The 16,854-nt window shown below is 69.6% G+C and carries 15 protein-coding genes; 2 read left to right on the top strand and 13 right to left on the bottom strand.

What is annotated here, in order from left to right; translation table 11 throughout:
- The first annotated feature begins 13 nt into the window (after positions 1-13).
- Positions 14-616 (top strand): hypothetical protein, encoded by a 603-nt coding sequence (locus ACFWBF_RS00430; RefSeq protein ID WP_385592813.1) that lies wholly within the window; start codon positions 14-16, stop codon positions 614-616.
- Between the two features lie 70 nt (positions 617-686).
- Complete coding sequence (locus ACFWBF_RS00425; RefSeq protein WP_385592810.1) at positions 687-1,307, top strand: Uma2 family endonuclease; 621 nt, start codon at positions 687-689, stop codon at positions 1,305-1,307.
- 63 nt (positions 1,308-1,370) lie between these two features.
- Here ACFWBF_RS00425 and nuoN read toward each other — a convergent pair whose 3' ends face one another.
- From nuoN to ACFWBF_RS00360, 13 genes are read right to left on the bottom strand one after another with little or no spacing between them, the layout of a single operon-like run.
- The gene (gene nuoN / locus ACFWBF_RS00420) at positions 1,371-3,017 is read right to left on the bottom strand and encodes an NADH-quinone oxidoreductase subunit NuoN (RefSeq protein WP_385593205.1); all 1,647 of its coding nucleotides are present in this window, start codon (positions 3,015-3,017) and stop codon (positions 1,371-1,373) included.
- A gap of 5 nt (positions 3,018-3,022) precedes the next feature.
- Complete coding sequence (locus tag ACFWBF_RS00415; RefSeq protein ID WP_385228009.1) at positions 3,023-4,615, bottom strand: NADH-quinone oxidoreductase subunit M; 1,593 nt, start codon at positions 4,613-4,615, stop codon at positions 3,023-3,025.
- A gap of 1 nt (position 4,616) precedes the next feature.
- Positions 4,617-6,512, bottom strand: coding sequence for an NADH-quinone oxidoreductase subunit L (gene nuoL, locus ACFWBF_RS00410; RefSeq protein WP_385592808.1), 1,896 nt, complete (start codon positions 6,510-6,512; stop codon positions 4,617-4,619).
- 9 nt (positions 6,513-6,521) lie between these two features.
- Entirely contained in the window at positions 6,522-6,821 is a 300-nt protein-coding gene (nuoK, locus tag ACFWBF_RS00405) for an NADH-quinone oxidoreductase subunit NuoK (RefSeq protein ID WP_112449176.1), read from the bottom strand.
- Positions 6,818-7,633 carry an NADH-quinone oxidoreductase subunit J gene (locus ACFWBF_RS00400; RefSeq protein WP_385592805.1) on the bottom strand — a complete coding sequence of 272 codons (816 nt, stop codon included), beginning with the start codon at positions 7,631-7,633 and terminating at the stop codon, positions 6,818-6,820. Before ACFWBF_RS00400 ends, nuoK begins: the two co-directional genes overlap by 4 nt.
- Positions 7,630-8,241, bottom strand: coding sequence for an NADH-quinone oxidoreductase subunit NuoI (nuoI, locus tag ACFWBF_RS00395; protein WP_385592803.1), 612 nt, complete (start codon positions 8,239-8,241; stop codon positions 7,630-7,632). Before nuoI ends, ACFWBF_RS00400 begins: the two co-directional genes overlap by 4 nt.
- A complete protein-coding gene (gene nuoH / locus ACFWBF_RS00390) occupies positions 8,234-9,619 on the bottom strand; it encodes an NADH-quinone oxidoreductase subunit NuoH (protein ID WP_385592800.1) in 1,386 nt (461 codons plus the stop codon). Before nuoH ends, nuoI begins: the two co-directional genes overlap by 8 nt.
- Complete coding sequence (locus ACFWBF_RS00385; protein WP_385592797.1) at positions 9,616-12,123, bottom strand: NADH-quinone oxidoreductase subunit G; 2,508 nt, start codon at positions 12,121-12,123, stop codon at positions 9,616-9,618. Before ACFWBF_RS00385 ends, nuoH begins: the two co-directional genes overlap by 4 nt.
- The gene (gene nuoF, locus ACFWBF_RS00380; RefSeq protein ID WP_385592795.1) at positions 12,120-13,511 is read right to left on the bottom strand and encodes an NADH-quinone oxidoreductase subunit NuoF; all 1,392 of its coding nucleotides are present in this window, start codon (positions 13,509-13,511) and stop codon (positions 12,120-12,122) included. Before nuoF ends, ACFWBF_RS00385 begins: the two co-directional genes overlap by 4 nt.
- Positions 13,511-14,248, bottom strand: coding sequence for an NADH-quinone oxidoreductase subunit NuoE (nuoE, locus tag ACFWBF_RS00375; protein WP_385592792.1), 738 nt, complete (start codon positions 14,246-14,248; stop codon positions 13,511-13,513). The genes nuoF and nuoE overlap by 1 nt, the downstream gene beginning before the upstream one ends.
- The gene (locus tag ACFWBF_RS00370; protein WP_385592789.1) at positions 14,245-15,570 is read right to left on the bottom strand and encodes an NADH-quinone oxidoreductase subunit D; all 1,326 of its coding nucleotides are present in this window, start codon (positions 15,568-15,570) and stop codon (positions 14,245-14,247) included. The genes nuoE and ACFWBF_RS00370 overlap by 4 nt, the downstream gene beginning before the upstream one ends.
- Positions 15,570-16,292: an NADH-quinone oxidoreductase subunit C gene (locus ACFWBF_RS00365; RefSeq protein WP_385592786.1), complete on the bottom strand. Its 723-nt coding sequence runs from the start codon at positions 16,290-16,292 to the stop codon at positions 15,570-15,572. The genes ACFWBF_RS00370 and ACFWBF_RS00365 overlap by 1 nt, the downstream gene beginning before the upstream one ends.
- On the bottom strand, positions 16,289-16,843 hold the full coding sequence (locus ACFWBF_RS00360; RefSeq protein ID WP_007265818.1) for an NADH-quinone oxidoreductase subunit B family protein: 555 nt from the start codon (positions 16,841-16,843) through the stop codon (positions 16,289-16,291). The genes ACFWBF_RS00365 and ACFWBF_RS00360 overlap by 4 nt, the downstream gene beginning before the upstream one ends.
- Between the last annotated feature and the right edge of the window lie 11 nt (positions 16,844-16,854).

Here is a 16,854-nt window from a genome sequence, read left to right as displayed (position 1 = left end):
GCCAGGAGTCCCGATGCCCCTCCGCACCCGCAAGGCCTTCCTGACCTGCGCGGCCGCCGTGTCGCTCGCCCTGGCCGCCGTCGCGCCCGCCCACGGCGTCGAGGGGCCCGCGCCCGACCCGACCGACACGCAGGCCATGAGGGACATGGCGACGGCGATCCGGGTGACGGCCAAGTACGTGGACGAGGGGGAGGCCATCAGGGACGGGTACGTCCCGCACGGCGAGGCGTGCATGACCAACCCGTTCGGGGTGGGCTCCATGGGCTACCACTACGTCAAGGAAGCCAACTGGGGTTCCAAGGACCCCGCCAAGCCGACCGCGCTCCTCTACAGCACCGAGAAGGACCGCCACGGCCGTCGCAGGCTCCAGACCGTGGAGTGGATGTCCACCGACGGGGACCAGGACCTGAAGACCACCGACGACCGGCCGAGCATGTTCGGCCTGCCCTTCGACGGGCCTATGCCGGGCCACTGGGCGGGCATGCCCAAGCACTACGACCTGCACATGTGGGCGTACAAGGACAACCCGGCGGGCCGCTTCCACAACTGGAACCCGGCCCTGACCTGCCCCGGAAAGACCCCCACCCAGGCCACCGCCCCGCACGCTCACCCGTAGGAGCGACAATCCGGGATTCCCCGGCGCTACGCTGAACGGACTCGCGAGACTCTGCCCCATGGGAGCACTGATGAGCGTCGAATCCGCAGCGCCACAGCCTGAACCGGAGCAGGGGCCCCGCTGGCCGATCCCGCCGGCAGGCGGCTGGACCGCGGACGACCTGGACACGCTTCCGAATCTGCCTCCGCACACGGAGCTGATCGACGGGAGCCTGGTTTTCGTGAGTCCGCAGAGCGTCTTCCACGAGCGGGCCATCGACTTGTGCAAATGGCAACTGCAATCGGTGGCCCCTGACGACTTCGAGGTCTTCCGCGAATTCACCATCGACATCGACAAGCGGAATCGACCCGAGCCGGACGTCGTCGTCGTGCGCGCGGAGGTCGTCGACGCTCTGGAACAGACGCGATTCCCTGCCGAGGCCGTGGTTCTCGCCATCGAAGTGGTCTCCCCCGACTCCATCGGGCGTGACCGCGAAACGAAGCCGTTGAAGTACGCCAAGGCCGGGATCCTCCACTTCTGGCGGGTGGAGAACAAGGAAGGCCGGGCCGTGGTCTACGTCTACGAACTCGATCCCGCCACCCAGAAATACGTCGCCACCGGCATCTTCCACGATCGCCTGAAGGTCTCCGTCCCCTTCCCGGTCGACCTGGACCTCGACGCGATCACGCCGAAGCGGCGACGCCCCGAGTAGCCCCCGCACGGCAAAGGGCCCGGCTCCCCAAAAAAGCCGGGCCCTCGGCCGTACTCGGTGCGGTCAGCGTACGAACGTACTCGCGCTGCCCGCCAGGTCCAGGAAGTACTGCGGCGCGATGCCCAGTACCAGCGTCACCGCCACGCCCACCGCGATCGTCGTCATCGTCAGCGGCGAGGGCACGGCCACCGTCGGGCCGTCCGCCTTCGGCTCACTGAAGAACATCAGCACGATGACCCGGATGTAGAAGAACGCGGCGATCGCGGACGAGATGACACCGACCACGACCAGCGCCCCCGCACCACCCTCCGCCGCCGCCTTGAAGACGGCGAACTTGCCGGCGAAGCCGGACGTCAGCGGGATGCCGGCGAAGGCCAGCAGGAACACCGCGAAGACGGCCGCCGTCAGCGGCGAACGCCGCCCCAGGCCCGCCCACTTGGACAGGTGCGTCGCCTCGCCGCCCGCGTCGCGCACCAGCGTGACCACCGCGAAGGCGCCGATCGTCACGAAGGAGTACGCGCCCAGGTAGAAGAGCACCGACTTGACGCCCTCCGCCGAGGTCGCGATCACACCGGCCAGGATGAAGCCCGCGTGCGCGATCGAGGAGTACGCCAGCAGCCGCTTCACGTCGGTCTGGGTCACGGCGATCACCGCGCCCGCCAGCATCGTGACGATGGCCACGCCCCACATCACCGGCCGCCAGTCCCACCGCAGCCCCGGCAGCACCACGTACAGGAGGCGCAGCAGCGCACCGAAGGCGGCCACCTTCGTCGCCGCCGCCATGAAGCCGGTGACCGGCGTCGGGGCGCCCTGGTAGACGTCCGGGGTCCACATGTGGAAGGGGACCGCGCCGACCTTGAAGAGCAGGCCCATCAGCAGCAGGGCGCCGCCGATCAGCAGCAGCGCGTCATTGCCCATGGTGTCGGCCAGCGCCGGGTCGATCCGCGCGACACTGCCGTCCACCACGTCGGCGATCACCGCGTACGAGACCGAGCCCGCGTACCCGTAGACCAGCGCGATGCCGAAGAGGAGGAAGGCGGAGGAGAAGGCGCCGAGCAGGAAGTACTTCACCGCGGCCTCCTGCGACATCAGCCGCTGGCGGCGGGCGACGGCGCAGAGCAGGTACAGCGGGAGGGAGAAGACCTCCAGGGCCACGAACAGCGTCAGCAGGTCGTTGGCCGCCGGGAAGATCAGCATGCCGGAGACCGCGAACAGTGCCAGCGGGAAGACCTCGGTCGTGGTGAAGCCGGCCTTGACGGCCGCCTTCTCGCTGTCGCTGCCCGGTACGGACGCCGCCTGCGCGGCGAAGGAGTCGACCCGGTTGCCGTGGGCGGCCGGGTCCAGGCGCCGCTCGGCGAAGGTGAAGATCGCGACGACCGAGGCCAGCAGGATGGTGCCCTGCAGGAACAGCGCCGGGCCGTCCACGGCCACGGCCCCCATGGCCGCGATGTGTGCCTTGCTGCTCCCGTACCCGCCGGCGGCGAGGCCGACGACCGCCGCGAAGGCCGCGGCCAGCGCGGCGACGGCGAGGAACACCTGCACGTAGTAACGGGACTTGCGCGGTACGAAGGCCTCGACGAGGACTCCGACGATCGCCGCGCCCAGCACGATCAGTGTGGGCGAGAGCTGCGCGTACTCGATGTGCGGGGCCGGGATCTTGTCGATCGGCTCCCCCGCCGCCAGCGTCAGCAGGCTCTGGGCAGCAGTCATGGTGCTCACTTCGCCGCCTCCCCGTTCTTGGCCTCGACAGCCACTTCGGGCTTCGGGTCCGACTGCTTCACATCCGACATGGTGTGCTCCACCGCCGGGTTGACGATGTCCGTCAGCACCTTCGGGTAGACGCCGAGCCCGATCAGCAGCGCGATCAGCGGGGCGACCACCAGCACCTCCCGCAGGCGCAGGTCCGGCATCGCACGGACCTCCTCCTTCACAGGGCCGGTCATGGTGCGCTGGTAGAGCACCAGCGTGTAGAGCGCGGCCAGCACGATGCCGAAGGTGGCGATGATGCCGACCACCGGGTAACGGGCGAACGTGCCGACCAGGACCAGGAATTCACTGACGAACGGCGCCAGGCCCGGCAGCGACAGGGTCGCGAGACCGCCGATCAGGAAGGTGCCGGCCAGGACCGGCGCCACCTTCTGCACGCCGCCGTAGTCGGCGATGAGCCGCGAGCCGCGCCGCGAGATCAGGAAGCCGGCGACCAGCATCAGCGCGGCCGTCGAGAGCCCGTGGTTGACCATGTACAGCGTCGCGCCCGACTGGCCCTGGGAGGTCATCGCGAAGATGCCCAGGATGATGAAGCCGAAGTGCGAGATCGACGCGTACGCGACCAGCCGCTTGATGTCCCGCTGCCCGACCGCGAGCAGCGCCCCGTAGACGATGCTGATCAGGGCCAGGACCAGGATGACCGGCGTGGCCCACTTGCTGGCTTCGGGGAAGAGCCCGAGGCAGAAGCGGAGCATCGCGAAGGTGCCGACCTTGTCGACGACCGCGGTGATCAGCACGGCCACCGGGGCGGTGGCCTCGCCCATCGCGTTCGGCAGCCAGGTGTGCAGCGGCCACAGCGGGGCCTTCACCGCGAAGGCGAAGAAGAAGCCGAGGAACAGCAGCCGCTCGGTGTTGGTCGCCATGTCGAGCGTGCCCGCGGCGCGGGCGGCGGCGATCTCTTGGAGCGAGAAGTTCCCGGCGACCACGTACAGCCCGATGACGGCGGCGAGCATGATCAGGCCGCCGACCAGGTTGTAGAGGAGGAACTTGACGGCCGCGTACGAGCGCTGCGCGGCCGCGTTCTCGTCCGAGCCCGAGTGCGCCCGGTCCCCGAAGCCTCCGATGAGGAAGTACATCGGGATGAGCATGGCTTCGAAGAAGATGTAGAAGAGGAAGACGTCGGTGGCCTCGAAGGAGATGACCACCATCGCCTCGACCAGCAGGATCAGGGCGAAGAAGCCCTGGGTCGGGCGCCAGCGCGAGGAGTGCGTCTCCAGCGGGTCGGCGTCGTGCCAGCCGGCCCCGATCACGAAGGGGATCAGCAGGGCGGTGAGCGCGATGAGCGCCACCCCGATGCCGTCCACGCCCAGTTCGTAGCGGACGCCGAAGTCGGCGATCCAGGCGTGGGACTCGGTGAGCTGGTAGCGGTCGCCACCGGGCTCGAACCGGACCGCGACGAGCACGGCCAGGGCCAGTGTCGCCAGCGAGAAGAGCAGCGCGAGCCACTTGGCCGCGGTCCGTCGGGCGGCCGGGACGGCCGCGGTCAGGACCGCGCCGACCGCGGGAACCGCGGCCGTCACCGTCAGAAGCGGGAAACTCATTTCACACCGCCCTCATCAGCAGGGTCGCGGCGATCAGGATCGCCGTGCCCCCGAACATCGAGACCGCGTAGCTGCGGGCGTAGCCGTTCTGCAGCTTGCGCAGCCGGCCCGAGAGCCCGCCGACCGAAGCGGCCGTCCCGTTGACCACTCCGTCGACCAGGCTGTGGTCGACGTACACGAGCGAGCGGGTCAGGTGCTCTCCGCCGCGCACCAGCACGACGTGGTTGAAGTCGTCCTGGAGCAGGTCCCGCCGGGCCGCCCGGGTCAGGAGCGAGCCGCGCGGGGCGAGGACCGGGACGGGCCTGCGCCCGTACATCGACCAGGCGATCCCGACGCCGACGACGAGGACGACCATGGTCGACAGCGTCACCGTCAGGGCGCTGACCGGCGAGTTTCCGTGCTCGTAACTGGTGACGGGCTCCAGCCACTTGAGGAACCGCTCGCCGATCTCGAAGAACGCGCCGGCGAAGACCGATCCGAACGCCAGGATGATCATCGGGATGGTCATGGACTTCGGGGACTCGTGCGGGTGCGGCTCGTGGCCCTCCGCGTCCGGCTGCCAGCGCTTCTCGCCGAAGAAGGTGAGGAGCATGACGCGGGTCATGTAGAAGGCGGTGATGCCGGCGCCCAACAGGGTGACCCCGCCGAGGATCCAGCCCTCGGTGCCGCCCTTCGCGAAGGCCGCCTCGATGATCATGTCCTTGGAGAAGAAGCCGGACAGGCCGGGGAAGCCGATGATCGCCAGGTAGCCGAGACCGAAGGTGACGAAGGTGACCGGCATGTACGTCCGCAGGCCGCCGTACTTGCGCATGTCGACCTCGTCGTTCATGCCGTGCATGACCGAACCGGCGCCGAGGAAGAGGCCGGCCTTGAAGAAGCCGTGCGTCACCAGGTGCATGATGGCGAAGACGTACCCGATCGGGCCGAGGCCGGCCGCCAGGATCATGTAGCCGATCTGCGACATCGTCGAGCCCGCGAGGGCCTTCTTGATGTCGTCCTTCGCGCAACCGACGATCGCACCGAAGAGCAGCGTGACCGCGCCGACCACGACGACCGCGGTCTGCGCGTCCGGCGCCCCGTTGAAGATCGCCCCGGAGCGGGTGATGAGGTACACGCCGGCGGTGACCATGGTCGCCGCGTGGATCAGGGCCGAGACCGGGGTCGGGCCCTCCATCGCGTCGCCGAGCCAGGACTGCAGCGGCACCTGGGCCGACTTGCCGCAGGCGGCCAGCAGCAGCATCAGGCCGATGGCCGTCAGCTTGCCCTCGGAGGTGGCGTCCGCCGAGCCGAGCACCGGACCGAAGGCGAAGGTGCCGTAGGTGGTGAACATCAGCATGATCGCGATCGACAGGCCCATGTCGCCGACCCGGTTGACCAGGAAGGCCTTCTTGGCGGCGGTGGCCGCGCTGGGCTTGTGCTGCCAGAAGCCGATGAGCAGGTACGAGGCGAGGCCCACGCCCTCCCACCCGACGTACAGCAGCAGGTAGTTGTCGGCGATGACGAGCAGCAGCATCGCCGCGACGAACAGGTTGAGGTAGCCGAAGAAGCGGCGGCGGCGCTCGTCGTGCTCCATGTACCCGATCGAGTACACGTGGATGAGCGTGCCCACCCCGGAGATCAGCAGGACGAAGGTCATCGACAGCTGGTCCAGCTGGAAGGCCATGTCGGCCTGGAAGCCCTCGACGGGGATCCAGGTGTACAGGCGCTGGTACAGCGTGCGGTCCTCGGCGCCGCGCCCCAGCATGTCGGCGAACAGGGCCACGCCGATCCCGAAGGACACGGCGGCGAGCAGGGTGCCGATCCAGTGGCCGGCCTTGTCGAGTCGCCGGCCGCCGCACAGCAGCACCGCCGCTCCGAGCAGGGGCGCCGCTACCAGCAGCGCAATCAAGTTCTCCACAGCGACCCCTTACAGCTTCATCAGGCTGGCGTCGTCGACCGAGGCCGAGTGGCGGGTACGGAACAGCGACACGATGATCGCGAGACCCACCACGACCTCGGCGGCGGCGACGACCATCGTGAAGAACGCGATGATCTGGCCGTCGAGGTTGCCGTGCATCCGGGAGAAGGTGACGAAGGCGAGGTTGCAGGCATTGAGCATCAGCTCGACGCACATGAACAGCACGATCGCGTTCTTCCGGATCAGGACTCCGGCCGCTCCGATGGTGAACAGCAGCGCGGACAGGTACAGGTAGTTGACCGGGTTCACTTCGAGGCCTCCTCTCGGCCGAGCCGCTCGGACGAGGCCTGCTCCAGCGCCTTCAGGTTGTCCAGCGCCTCGCTCGACACGTCGCGGATCTGACCGCGGGCGCGCAGCGTCTTGTTCACGGTCAGCTCGGACGGGGTGCCGTCCGGCAGCAGGCCGGCGACGTCCACCGCGTTGTGCCGGGCGTAGACGCCGGGCGCGGGCAGCGGCGGGAGCTGTACGCCCTCGCGTACGCGGCGCTCGGCGAGCTCGCGCTGGGTGGCGGCCCGCTCGGTGCGCTCGCGGTGCGTGAGCACCATCGCGCCGACGGCCGCCGTGATCAGCAGGGCGCCGGTGATCTCGAAGGCGAACACGTACTTGGTGAAGATCAGCGTGGCCAGGCCCTCGACGTGCCCGCCGGAATTGATCCGGCCGAGCCCGTTGAAGTGGGTGAGCTTGGCGTTGGCGAGGCCGGCGATCAGCAGGATGCCGAAGCCGATCCCGCACAGGGCGGCCAGCCAGCGCTGCCCCTTGATCGTCTCCTGCAGCGAGTCCGCGGCGGTGACGCCGACGAGCATGACCACGAAGAGGAAAAGCATCATGATCGCGCCGGTGTAGACGACGACCTGGACGATGCCCAGGAAGTACGCCCCGTTGGCGAGGTAGAAGACCGCCAGGATGATCATCGTCCCGGCCAGGCTCAGGGCGCTGTGCACGGCCTTCTTCATCAGGATCGTGGACAGTGCGCCGATGACGGCGACGGTGCCCAGGATCCAGAACTGCACCGCCTCACCCGAGGAGGTCACCGAGGCGCCGGCGGCGGCGATGGCGCTCATGCCCCCACCTCCTCGGCGGCGTCTTGCGCGACGGGGGCGCTCTCGCCCTTGGAGACGGCGACCTGCCGGACCGTGCCCGGGGCGGCCCCGGTCACCAGCCCGCGGTAGTAGTCCGTGTCCTGCGTACCGGGGAAGATCGAATGCGGTGCCTCGACCATGCCCTCGGTCAGACCGGCCAGCAGCTGCTCCTTGGTGTAGATGAGCGATTCGCGGCTGGAGTCGGCCAGTTCGAACTCGTTCGTCATGGTCAGCGCCCGCGTCGGGCACGCCTCCACGCACAGCCCGCACAGGATGCAGCGGGCGTAGTTGATCTGGTAGACCCGCCCGTACCGCTCACCCGGGGAGTAGCGCTCCTCCTCGGTGTTGTCCGCGCCCTCCACGTAGATCGCGTCGGCGGGACAGGCCCAGGCGCACAGCTCGCACCCGATGCACTTCTCCAGACCGTCCGGGTGGCGGTTGAGCTGGTGGCGTCCGTGGAAGCGCGGAGCGGTGGTCTTGTGCTGCTCCGGGTACTGCTCGGTGAGGCGCTTCTTGAACATGGCCTTGAAGGTCACGCCGAAGCCTGCCACCGGGTTCTGCCACTTCTCGCTCTTGTCGGCGTCAGACATTCTCACCACCCTCCTCTCGGTCACTCTCAGTGTTCACGCCGCCACTGACAATCAGCTCCCGCTCGGAGCGGGACCGTCGACGCGGTACGGGTGCCAGGTGCTGGCCGGGCTTGGGCGGTACGGGGAACCCGCCCGCCAGCGGGTCGAACGGCACGTCGGCCGCCGCCTGTTCGGCCTCCTGCGAGGCCGCCTTCTCCTTCTTGTCGCGGAAGAGGTCCGCGACGAAGGACAGCAGCAGGATCGCGATGACGCCGCCGCCGACGTAGAGCACGATCTCCTGGAAGTCGTAGTTCTCGTTGCGCAGCGCGCGGACGGTGGCGACCAGCATCAGCCAGACCACGGAGACCGGGATCAGCACCTTCCAGCCGAGCTTCATCAGCTGGTCGTAGCGCACGCGCGGCAGCGTGCCGCGCAGCCAGATGAAGAAGAACAGCAGCAGCTGGACCTTGAGGACGAACCAGAGCATCGGCCACCAGCCGTGGTTGGCGCCCTCCCAGTACGTGGAGATCGGCGCCGGCGCCCGCCAGCCGCCGAGGAAGAGGGTGACCGAGACCGCCGAGACGGTGACCATGTTGACGTACTCGGCCAGCATGAACAGCGCGAACTTGATGGAGGAGTACTCGGTGTTGAAGCCGCCGACCAGGTCGCCTTCGGACTCCGGCATGTCGAAGGGGGCGCGGTTCGTCTCGCCGACCATCGTGATCACGTAGATGATGAAGGAGACCGGCAGCAGGACGATGTACCAGCGGTCCGCCTGGGCCTCCACGATCGCCGAGGTCGACATCGACCCGGAGTAGAGGAAGACCGAGGCGAAGGCCGCGCCCATCGCGATCTCGTACGAGATCATCTGCGCGCAGGAGCGCAGGCCGCCGAGCAGCGGGTAGGTCGAGCCGGAGGACCAGCCGGCGAGCACGATGCCGTAGATGCCGACCGAGGCCACCGCGAGGATGTAGAGCATCGCGATCGGCAGGTCGGTCAGCTGCATCGTGGTGCGCTGCCCGAAGATCGACACCTCGTTGCCCGAGGGGCCGAAGGGGATCACCGCGATGGCCATGAACGCCGGGATCGCCGCGATGATCGGGGCCAGGACGTAGACGACCTTGTCGGCCCGCTTGACGATGAGGTCTTCCTTCAGCATGAGCTTCACGCCGTCGGCGAGCGACTGGAGCATGCCCCAGGGGCCGTGCCGGTTGGGGCCGATGCGCAGCTGCATCCAGGCGACGACCTTGCGCTCCCACACGATGGAGAACAGCACGGTCACCATCAGGAAGGCGAAGCAGAACACCGCCTTGACGACGACGAGCCACCAGACGTCCCGGCCGAAGAGGGAAAGGTCCTCGGCGGCAAGCTGTACGAAGTCACCGGGGCTTGCGTTCACGCGTCCACCTCCGCAGTGGTGTCACCGGCGTCGGCCGGGGTGGCCGGCCCGATCCGGACGAGGCCGCCCGGCAGGGCCCCGGTGTCGGCGATGACGCCGGAGCCGGTGGAGTTCAGCGGGAGCCAGACCACCCGGTCGGGCATCTCGGTGATCCGCAGCGGCAGTTCCACGGAGCCGGCCGGGCCGGTCACCGCGAGGACGTCGCCGTTCTTCACGCCGGTCTCCGCGGCCGTCGCGGCCGACAGCCGGGCGCTCGCCTCGTGCCGGGTGCCGGCCAGGGCGTCGTCGCCGTCCTGCAGCCGGCCCAGGTCGAGCAGCAGCCGGTGGCCCGCGAGGACCGCCTCGCCCGCCCCCGGCCGCGGCAGCGCCACCGGGTCGGTGGAGTGCTCGGAGGCGAGTTCCCCGCCCCACGGACCGAGCCGCTCCAGCTCCCGGCGTACGGCGTGTACGTCGGGCAGCGCGATCGGGCGGTCGGCCGCGTCGGCCAGCATGTGCAGCACCCGCGAGTCGGCGGGGGCCAGCCGGCGGGTCATCTGCTCGGGCTTCAGCGCGGCCTCGAACGGCCGGACCCTGCCCTCCCAGTTGACGAACGCGCCCGACTTCTCGGCGACCGCCGCGACGGGGAACACCACGTCCGCGTGGTCGGTGACCTCGCTGGGCCGCAGCTCCAGCGAGACCACGAAGGCCTCCTGGAGGGCGACCCGCGCGCGGACCGGGTCGGGCAGGTCCGTCACCTCGACGCCCGCGACCAGCAGGGCGGAGAGCTCCCCGCCCGCCGCGGCCCCGACGATCTGGCCGGTGTCGCGCCCGTAGCGGTGCGGGAGTTCGTCCAGGCCCCACGCGGTGGCGACCTCGTCACGGGCCCGCGGGTCGGTGGCCGGACGGCCGCCCGGCAGCAGGGACGGCAGCGCGCCCGCCTCGACGGCGGCCCGCTCACCGGCCCGGCGCGGGATCCACACCAGGCGGGCGCCGGTCGCTGCGGCCGCCCGTACGGCGGCGGTCAGCGCGCCGGGCACACCCGCGAGGCGCTCCCCGACCACGATGACGGCGCCCTTCTCGCGCAGCGCGTCGGCGGCCGCCTGGCCTCCCTGCTCCAGACCGGAGCGGGAGGCCAGCGCGGCCAGCCACTCGGGCTCGGTGCCGGGGGCGGCGGCCAGCAGGATGCCGCCCGCCTTCTCGAGGCCGCGGGTGGCGAAGGGGGCGAGGGCGAAGGTCCGCTGCTTGTGCTTGCGGTGGGCCTTGCGCAGCCGCAGGAAGACCCCGGGGGCCTCCTCCTCGGACTCGATGCCGACGAGCAGCACCGCGGGCGCCGCCTCCAGCGAGGAGTACGTCACCCCGTCCCCGTCGAGGTCCTTGCCGGTGCCGGCCACGGTGGCGGCCAGGAACTCGGCCTCCTCCGCGCTGTGCACACGCGCCCGGAAGTCGATGTCGTTGGTGTCGAGCACCACGCGGGCGAACTTGGCGTACGCGTAGGCGTCCTCGACGGTGAGCCGGCCGCCGGTCAGCACACCGGCCCGGCCGCGCGCGGCGGCGAGGCCGTTCGCCGCCGCCTCCAGGGCCTCGGGCCAGCTCGCCGGGGCGAGGACCCCGTCGGCGCCGCGCACCAGCGGGGTGGTGAGCCGGTCGGGGCGCTGCGCGTAGCGGAACCCGAAGCGGCCCTTGTCGCAGATCCACTCCTCGTTGACCTCGGGGTCCTCCGCGGCCAGCCGGCGCAGCACCTTGCCGCGGCGGTGGTCGGTACGGGTCGCGCAGCCGCCCGCGCAGTGCTCGCACACGCTCGGGGAGGAGACGAGGTCGAACGGGCGGGAGCGGAACCGGTAGGCGGCCGAGGTGAGCGCGCCGACCGGGCAGATCTGGATGGTGTTGCCGGAGAAGTACGACTCGAACGGGTCGCCCTCGCCGATGCCGACCTGCTGGAGCGAGCCGCGCTCCAGGAGTTCGATCATCGGGTCGCCGGCCACCTGGTTGGAGAAGCGCGTGCAGCGCGCGCACAGCACGCACCGCTCGCGGTCCAGCAGCACCTGGGCGGAGATCGGCACCGGCTTCTCGTACGTGCGCTTGCGCCCCTCGAAACGGGACTCCGCGTTGCCGTGCGTCATCGCCTGGTTCTGCAGGGGGCACTCGCCGCCCTTGTCGCAGACCGGGCAGTCCAGCGGGTGGTTGATGAGCAGCAGCTCCATCACACCGCGCTGGGACTTCTCGGCGACCTCGGAGGTCAGCTGCGTCTTGACGACCATGCCGTCCGTGCAGGTGATGGTGCAGGAGGCCATCGGCTTGCGCTGGCCCTCGACCTCGACGATGCACTGGCGGCAGGCGCCGACCGGGTCGAGGAGGGGGTGGTCGCAGAACCGGGGGATCTCGATGCCGATCTGCTCGGCGGCCCGGATCACCAGGGTGCCCTTGGGCACCGACAGCTCCACGCCGTCGATGGTCAGCGACACCGTGTTCTGCGGCGGTACGGCGGCCTCGCCGCCACCGGCCGCAGCGTTCGTGGTGACGGTCATGCGTTCACCTCGGAGTTCTTCTCGGGACCGTCAGCCCAGAGGGTCGACTTCCTGGGGTCGAAGGGGCAGCCCTTGCCCGTGATGTGCTGCTCGTACTCCTCGCGGAAGTACTTGAGCGAGGAGAAGATCGGGCTGGCGGCGCCGTCGCCGAGCGCGCAGAAGGACTTGCCGTTGATGTTGTCGGCGATGTCGTTCAGCTTGTCGAGGTCGGACATCACGCCCTTGCCGGCCTCGATGTCGCGCAGCAACTGGACCAGCCAGTACGTGCCTTCGCGGCAGGGCGTGCACTTGCCGCAGGACTCGTGGGCGTAGAACTCGGTCCAGCGGGTCACCGCCCGCACCACGCAGGTCGTCTCGTCGAAGCACTGCAGGGCCTTGGTGCCGAGCATCGAGCCGGCCGCGCCCACGCCCTCGTAGTCGAGCGGGACGTCGAGGTGCTCCTGCGTGAACATCGGGGTGGAGGAGCCGCCCGGGGTCCAGAACTTCAGCCGGTGGCCCGGCCTGATCCCGCCGCTCATGTCGAGGAGCTGGCGCAGGGTGATGCCGAGCGGGGCCTCGTACTGGCCGGGGCCGACGACGTGCCCGGAGAGCGAATACAGCGTGAAGCCGGGGGACTTCTCGGTCCCCATCGACTTGAACCAGTCCTTGCCCCTGTTCAGGATCGCGGGAACCGAGGCGATGGACTCGACGTTGTTGACGACAGTGGGGCACGCGTAGAGCCCCTCGACGGCAGGGAAGGGGGGACGCAGCCGGGGCTGACCGCGCCGGCCTTCGAGGGAGTCGAGGAGTGCCGTCTCCTCGCCGCAGATGTACGCGCCCGCTCCCGCGTGCACCGTGATGTCGAGCTTCAGCCCGCTCCCGAGAATGTTCTCCCCGAGGTAGCCGGCCTCGTACGCCTCGCGCACCGCCTCGTGCAGGCGCCGCAGGACCGGCACGACCTCGCCGCGCAGGTAGATGAAGGCGTGCTCCGACCGGATCGCGTAACAGGCAATGATCATTCCCTCGATGAGGGAGTGCGGGTTGGCGAAGAGAAGGGGGATGTCCTTGCAGGTTCCCGGCTCCGACTCGTCCGCGTTCACGACGAGGTAGTGCGGCTTCCCGTCGCCCTGCGGGATGAACTGCCACTTCATTCCGGTGGGGAAACCCGCGCCGCCGCGTCCGCGCAGGCCCGAGTCCTTCACGTACGCGATGAGGTCGTCCGGGGTCATCGCGAGTGCCTTGCGCAGGCCCTCGTACCCCTCGTGGCGCCGGTAGGTCTCCAGCGTCCACGACTCGGGCTCGTCCCAGAAGGCCGACAGCACGGGCGCGAGGAGCTTCTCCGGGCTCGTGCCTCCCCCGGCCTGCGGCTGGGAGGTGCCCCCATGACTTTCCTTGGAGGACACGGTCATCACTCCCCTCCCTCGGTGGTGGCCTCGCCGCGCGGGTGCACGATCGGGGCGTGCGGGGACTCGCCGCGCGCGATGCGCAGGCCGGTCAGGGAAGCGGGGCCCGCGCCGCCGCTCGCCTCGACCGCGCCCTCGCGCTCGTCGGGGAAGCCCGCCAGGATCCGGGCGGTCTCCTTGTACGTGCACAGCGGCGCGCCCCGGGTCGGCTCGACCGGGCGGCCGGCCAGCAGGTCGTCCACCATCGCCTTGGCGGACTCGGGGGTCTGGTTGTCGAAGAACTCCCAGTTGACCATCACCACGGGGGCGTAGTCGCAGGCCGCGTTGCACTCGATGTGTTCGAGGGTGACCTTGCCGTCGGCGGTGGTCTCGTTGTTGCCGACCCCGAGGTGCTCCTTGAGTTCCTCGAAGATGGCGTCGCCGCCCATCACCGCGCACAGCGTGTTCGTACAGACGCCGACCTGGTAATCGCCCGAGGGGCGCCGCCGGTACATCGTGTAGAAGGTGGACACGGCCGTGACCTCGGCGGTGGTCAGGCCCAGCACCTCGGCACAGAAGCGGATGCCGGTGCGCGAGACGTGGCCCTCCTCGGACTGGCACAGGTGCAGCAGCGGCAGCAGCGCGGAGCGGCTGTCGGGGTAGCGGGCGATGACTTCCTGCGCGTCCGCTTCGAGCCGGGCTCGTACGTCGGCCGGGTAGTCGGGGGCGGGCAGCTGCGGCATCCCCAGTTGGACGTCTGTCATCGGTCGACGCCTCCCATCACGGGGTCGATGGAGGCGACGGCGACGATGACGTCGGCGACCTGGCCGCCCTCGCACATCGCGGCCATGGCCTGCAGGTTGGTGAAGGACGGGTCGCGGAAGTGGACCCGGTAGGGGCGGGTGCCGCCGTCGGAGACGACGTGGACGCCGAGTTCGCCCCTGGGCGACTCGACCGCCGCGTACGCCTGTCCGGCCGGCACCCGGAAGCCCTCGGTCACCAGCTTGAAGTGGTGGATGAGGGACTCCATGGAGGTGCCCATGATCTGCCTGATGTGGTCGAGCGAGTTGCCGAGCCCGTCCGGGCCCATCGCGAGCTGCGCCGGCCAGGCGATCTTCTTGTCGGCGACCATGACCGGACCCGGCTGCAGCCGGTCCAGGCACTGCTCGATGATCCGCAGCGACTGGCGCATCTCGTCCAGACGGATCAGGAACCGCCCGTAGGAGTCGCAGGACTCGGTCGTCGGCACGTCGAACTCGTACGTCTCGTATCCGCAGTACGGGTCCGTCTTGCGCAGGTCGTGCGGCAGTCCGGCGGAGCGCAGGACGGGGCCGGTGGCGCCCAGCGCCATGCAGCCGGTGAGGTCGAGATAGCCGACGTCCTGCATGCGGGCCTTGAAGATGGGGTTGCCGGTGGCGAGCTTGTCGTACTCCGGCAGGTTCTTCTTCAGGGTCTTCACCAGGTCGCGCAGCTGGTCCACGGCGCCCGGGGGCAGGTCCTGCGCGAGGCCGCCGGGGCGGACGAACGCGTGGTTCATGCGCAGGCCGGTGATCAGCTCGAAGGCGTCGAGGATCAGCTCGCGGTCGCGGAACCCGTAGATCATGATCGTGGTCGCGCCCAGCTCCATGCCGCCGGTGGCGATGCACACCAGGTGGGAGGAGAGCCGGTTGAGCTCCATCAGCAGGACGCGCAGGACGGTGGCCCGGTCCGGGATCTGGTCGGTGATGCCGAGCAGCTTCTCGACGCCGAGGCAGTACGCCGTCTCGTTGAAGAACGGCGTCAGGTAGTCCATGCGCGTGACGAAGGTGGTGCCCTGCGTCCAGTTGCGGAATTCGAGGTTCTTCTCGATTCCGGTGTGCAGGTAGCCGATGCCGCAGCGGGCCTCGGTGACCGTCTCGCCGTCGATCTCCAGGATCAGGCGGAGCACTCCGTGGGTGGACGGGTGCTGCGGACCCATGTTGACGACGATCCGCTCGTCGTCCGCGCGGGCCGCCGACTGGACGATCTCGTCCCAGTCGCCGCCCGTGACGGTGTAGACCGTGCCTTCGGTGGTCTCGCGCGCAGAGGCGTGGTGTGAGGTGGACATCAGCTGTACGACCTCCGCTGGTCGGGAGCCGGGATCTGGGCGCCCTTGTACTCGATGGCGATGCCGCCGAGCGGGTAGTCCTTGCGCTGCGGGAAGCCCTGCCAGTCGTCCGGCATCATGATCCGGGTGAGGGCCGGGTGCCCGTCGAAGATCAGGCCGAAGAAGTCGTACGTCTCGCGCTCGTGCCAGTCGTTGGTCGGGTAGACCTTCACGAGCGAGGGGACGTGCGGGTCGCTGTCCGGGGCGGACACCTCCAGCCGCACGATCCGGCCGTGGGTGAGCGAGCGCAGGTGGTAGACGGCGTGCAGCTCGCGGCCCTTGTCACCGGGGAAGTGCACCCCGCTGACTCCGGTGCACAGTTCGAAGCGCAGGGCCGGGTCGTCGCGCAGGGTGGAGGCCACCCGCACGAGGTGCTCGCGGGCGATGTGGAGCGTCAGCTCACCGCGGTCGACGACCACCTTCTCGATGGCGTTCGCGGGCACCAGGTCCTGCTCCTCCAGGGCCCCTTCGAGCTCGTCGACGACCTCGTCGAAGTACGAGCCGTACGGGCGGGCGCTCGCGCCGGGCAGTGCCACGGTGCGCACGAGGCCGCCGTAGCCGCTGGTGTCGCCGCCGTTGTCGGCGCCGAACATGCCCTTGCGGACGCCGATCACCTCGGGCCCGGCGGAGGCCCTGGGCGCGGGCACGTTGTTGCCGTTCTCCACGGCCGGGTCGTCGCTCACCGCAGGAGCCCCTTCATCTCAATGGTGGGGAGCGCCTTGAGGGCCGCCTCCTCCGCCTCGCGGGCCGCCTCTTCCCGGTTCACGCCGAGCTTGGATCCCTGGATCTTCTGGTGGAGCTTGAGAATCGCGTCCATCAGCATCTCGGGGCGGGGCGGGCAGCCGGGCAGGTAGATGTCCACCGGGACGATGTGGTCGACGCCCTGGACGATCGCGTAGTTGTTGAACATTCCGCCCGAAGATGCGCAGACCCCCATGGAAATGACCCATTTGGGAGCGGGCATCTGGTCGTACACCTGCCGCAGCACCGGCGCCATCTTCTGGCTGACCCGGCCCGCCACGATCATCAGATCAGCCTGGCGCGGGGAACCGCGGAAGACCTCCATGCCGAAGCGGGCCAGGTCGTACCGGCCCGCTCCGGTGGTCATCATCTCGATGGCGCAGCAGGCCAGGCCGAAGGTCGCGGGGAAGACGGATGACTTGCGCACCCAGCCCGCGGCCTGTTCGACGGTGGTCAGCAGAAAGCCGCTCGGCAGCTTCTCTTCCAGTCCCATGGAAAATTCAG

Origin of the sequence: Streptomyces sp. NPDC060028, from assembly GCF_042736725.1 — a bacterium.
Taxonomy (GTDB): Bacteria; Actinomycetota; Actinomycetes; order Streptomycetales; family Streptomycetaceae; genus Streptomyces.
Note: the sequence above shows the minus strand (reverse complement) of the source record. Positions and strands in the feature narration are given on the sequence as shown.

What these genes read in the sequence shown, in the direction of transcription:
- ACFWBF_RS00430 (WP_385592813.1), top strand. Translation starts at nt 14, where the DNA reads ATGCCCCTCCGCACCCGCAAGGCCTTCCTGACCTGCGCGGCCGCCGTG.
- ACFWBF_RS00425 (WP_385592810.1), top strand. Translation starts at nt 687, where the DNA reads ATGAGCGTCGAATCCGCAGCGCCACAGCCTGAACCGGAGCAGGGGCCC.
- nuoN (WP_385593205.1), bottom strand. Translation starts at nt 3,017, where the DNA reads ATGACTGCTGCCCAGAGCCTGCTGACGCTGGCGGCGGGGGAGCCGATC.
- ACFWBF_RS00415 (WP_385228009.1), bottom strand. Translation starts at nt 4,615, where the DNA reads ATGAGTTTCCCGCTTCTGACGGTGACGGCCGCGGTTCCCGCGGTCGGC.
- ACFWBF_RS00400 (WP_385592805.1), bottom strand. Translation starts at nt 7,633, where the DNA reads ATGAGCGCCATCGCCGCCGCCGGCGCCTCGGTGACCTCCTCGGGTGAG.
- nuoI (WP_385592803.1), bottom strand. Translation starts at nt 8,241, where the DNA reads ATGTCTGACGCCGACAAGAGCGAGAAGTGGCAGAACCCGGTGGCAGGC.
- ACFWBF_RS00385 (WP_385592797.1), bottom strand. Translation starts at nt 12,123, where the DNA reads ATGACCGTCACCACGAACGCTGCGGCCGGTGGCGGCGAGGCCGCCGTA.
- nuoF (WP_385592795.1), bottom strand. Translation starts at nt 13,511, where the DNA reads ATGACCGTGTCCTCCAAGGAAAGTCATGGGGGCACCTCCCAGCCGCAG.
- nuoE (WP_385592792.1), bottom strand. Translation starts at nt 14,248, where the DNA reads ATGACAGACGTCCAACTGGGGATGCCGCAGCTGCCCGCCCCCGACTAC.
- ACFWBF_RS00370 (WP_385592789.1), bottom strand. Translation starts at nt 15,570, where the DNA reads ATGTCCACCTCACACCACGCCTCTGCGCGCGAGACCACCGAAGGCACG.
- ACFWBF_RS00360 (WP_007265818.1), bottom strand. Translation starts at nt 16,843, where the DNA reads ATGGGACTGGAAGAGAAGCTGCCGAGCGGCTTTCTGCTGACCACCGTC.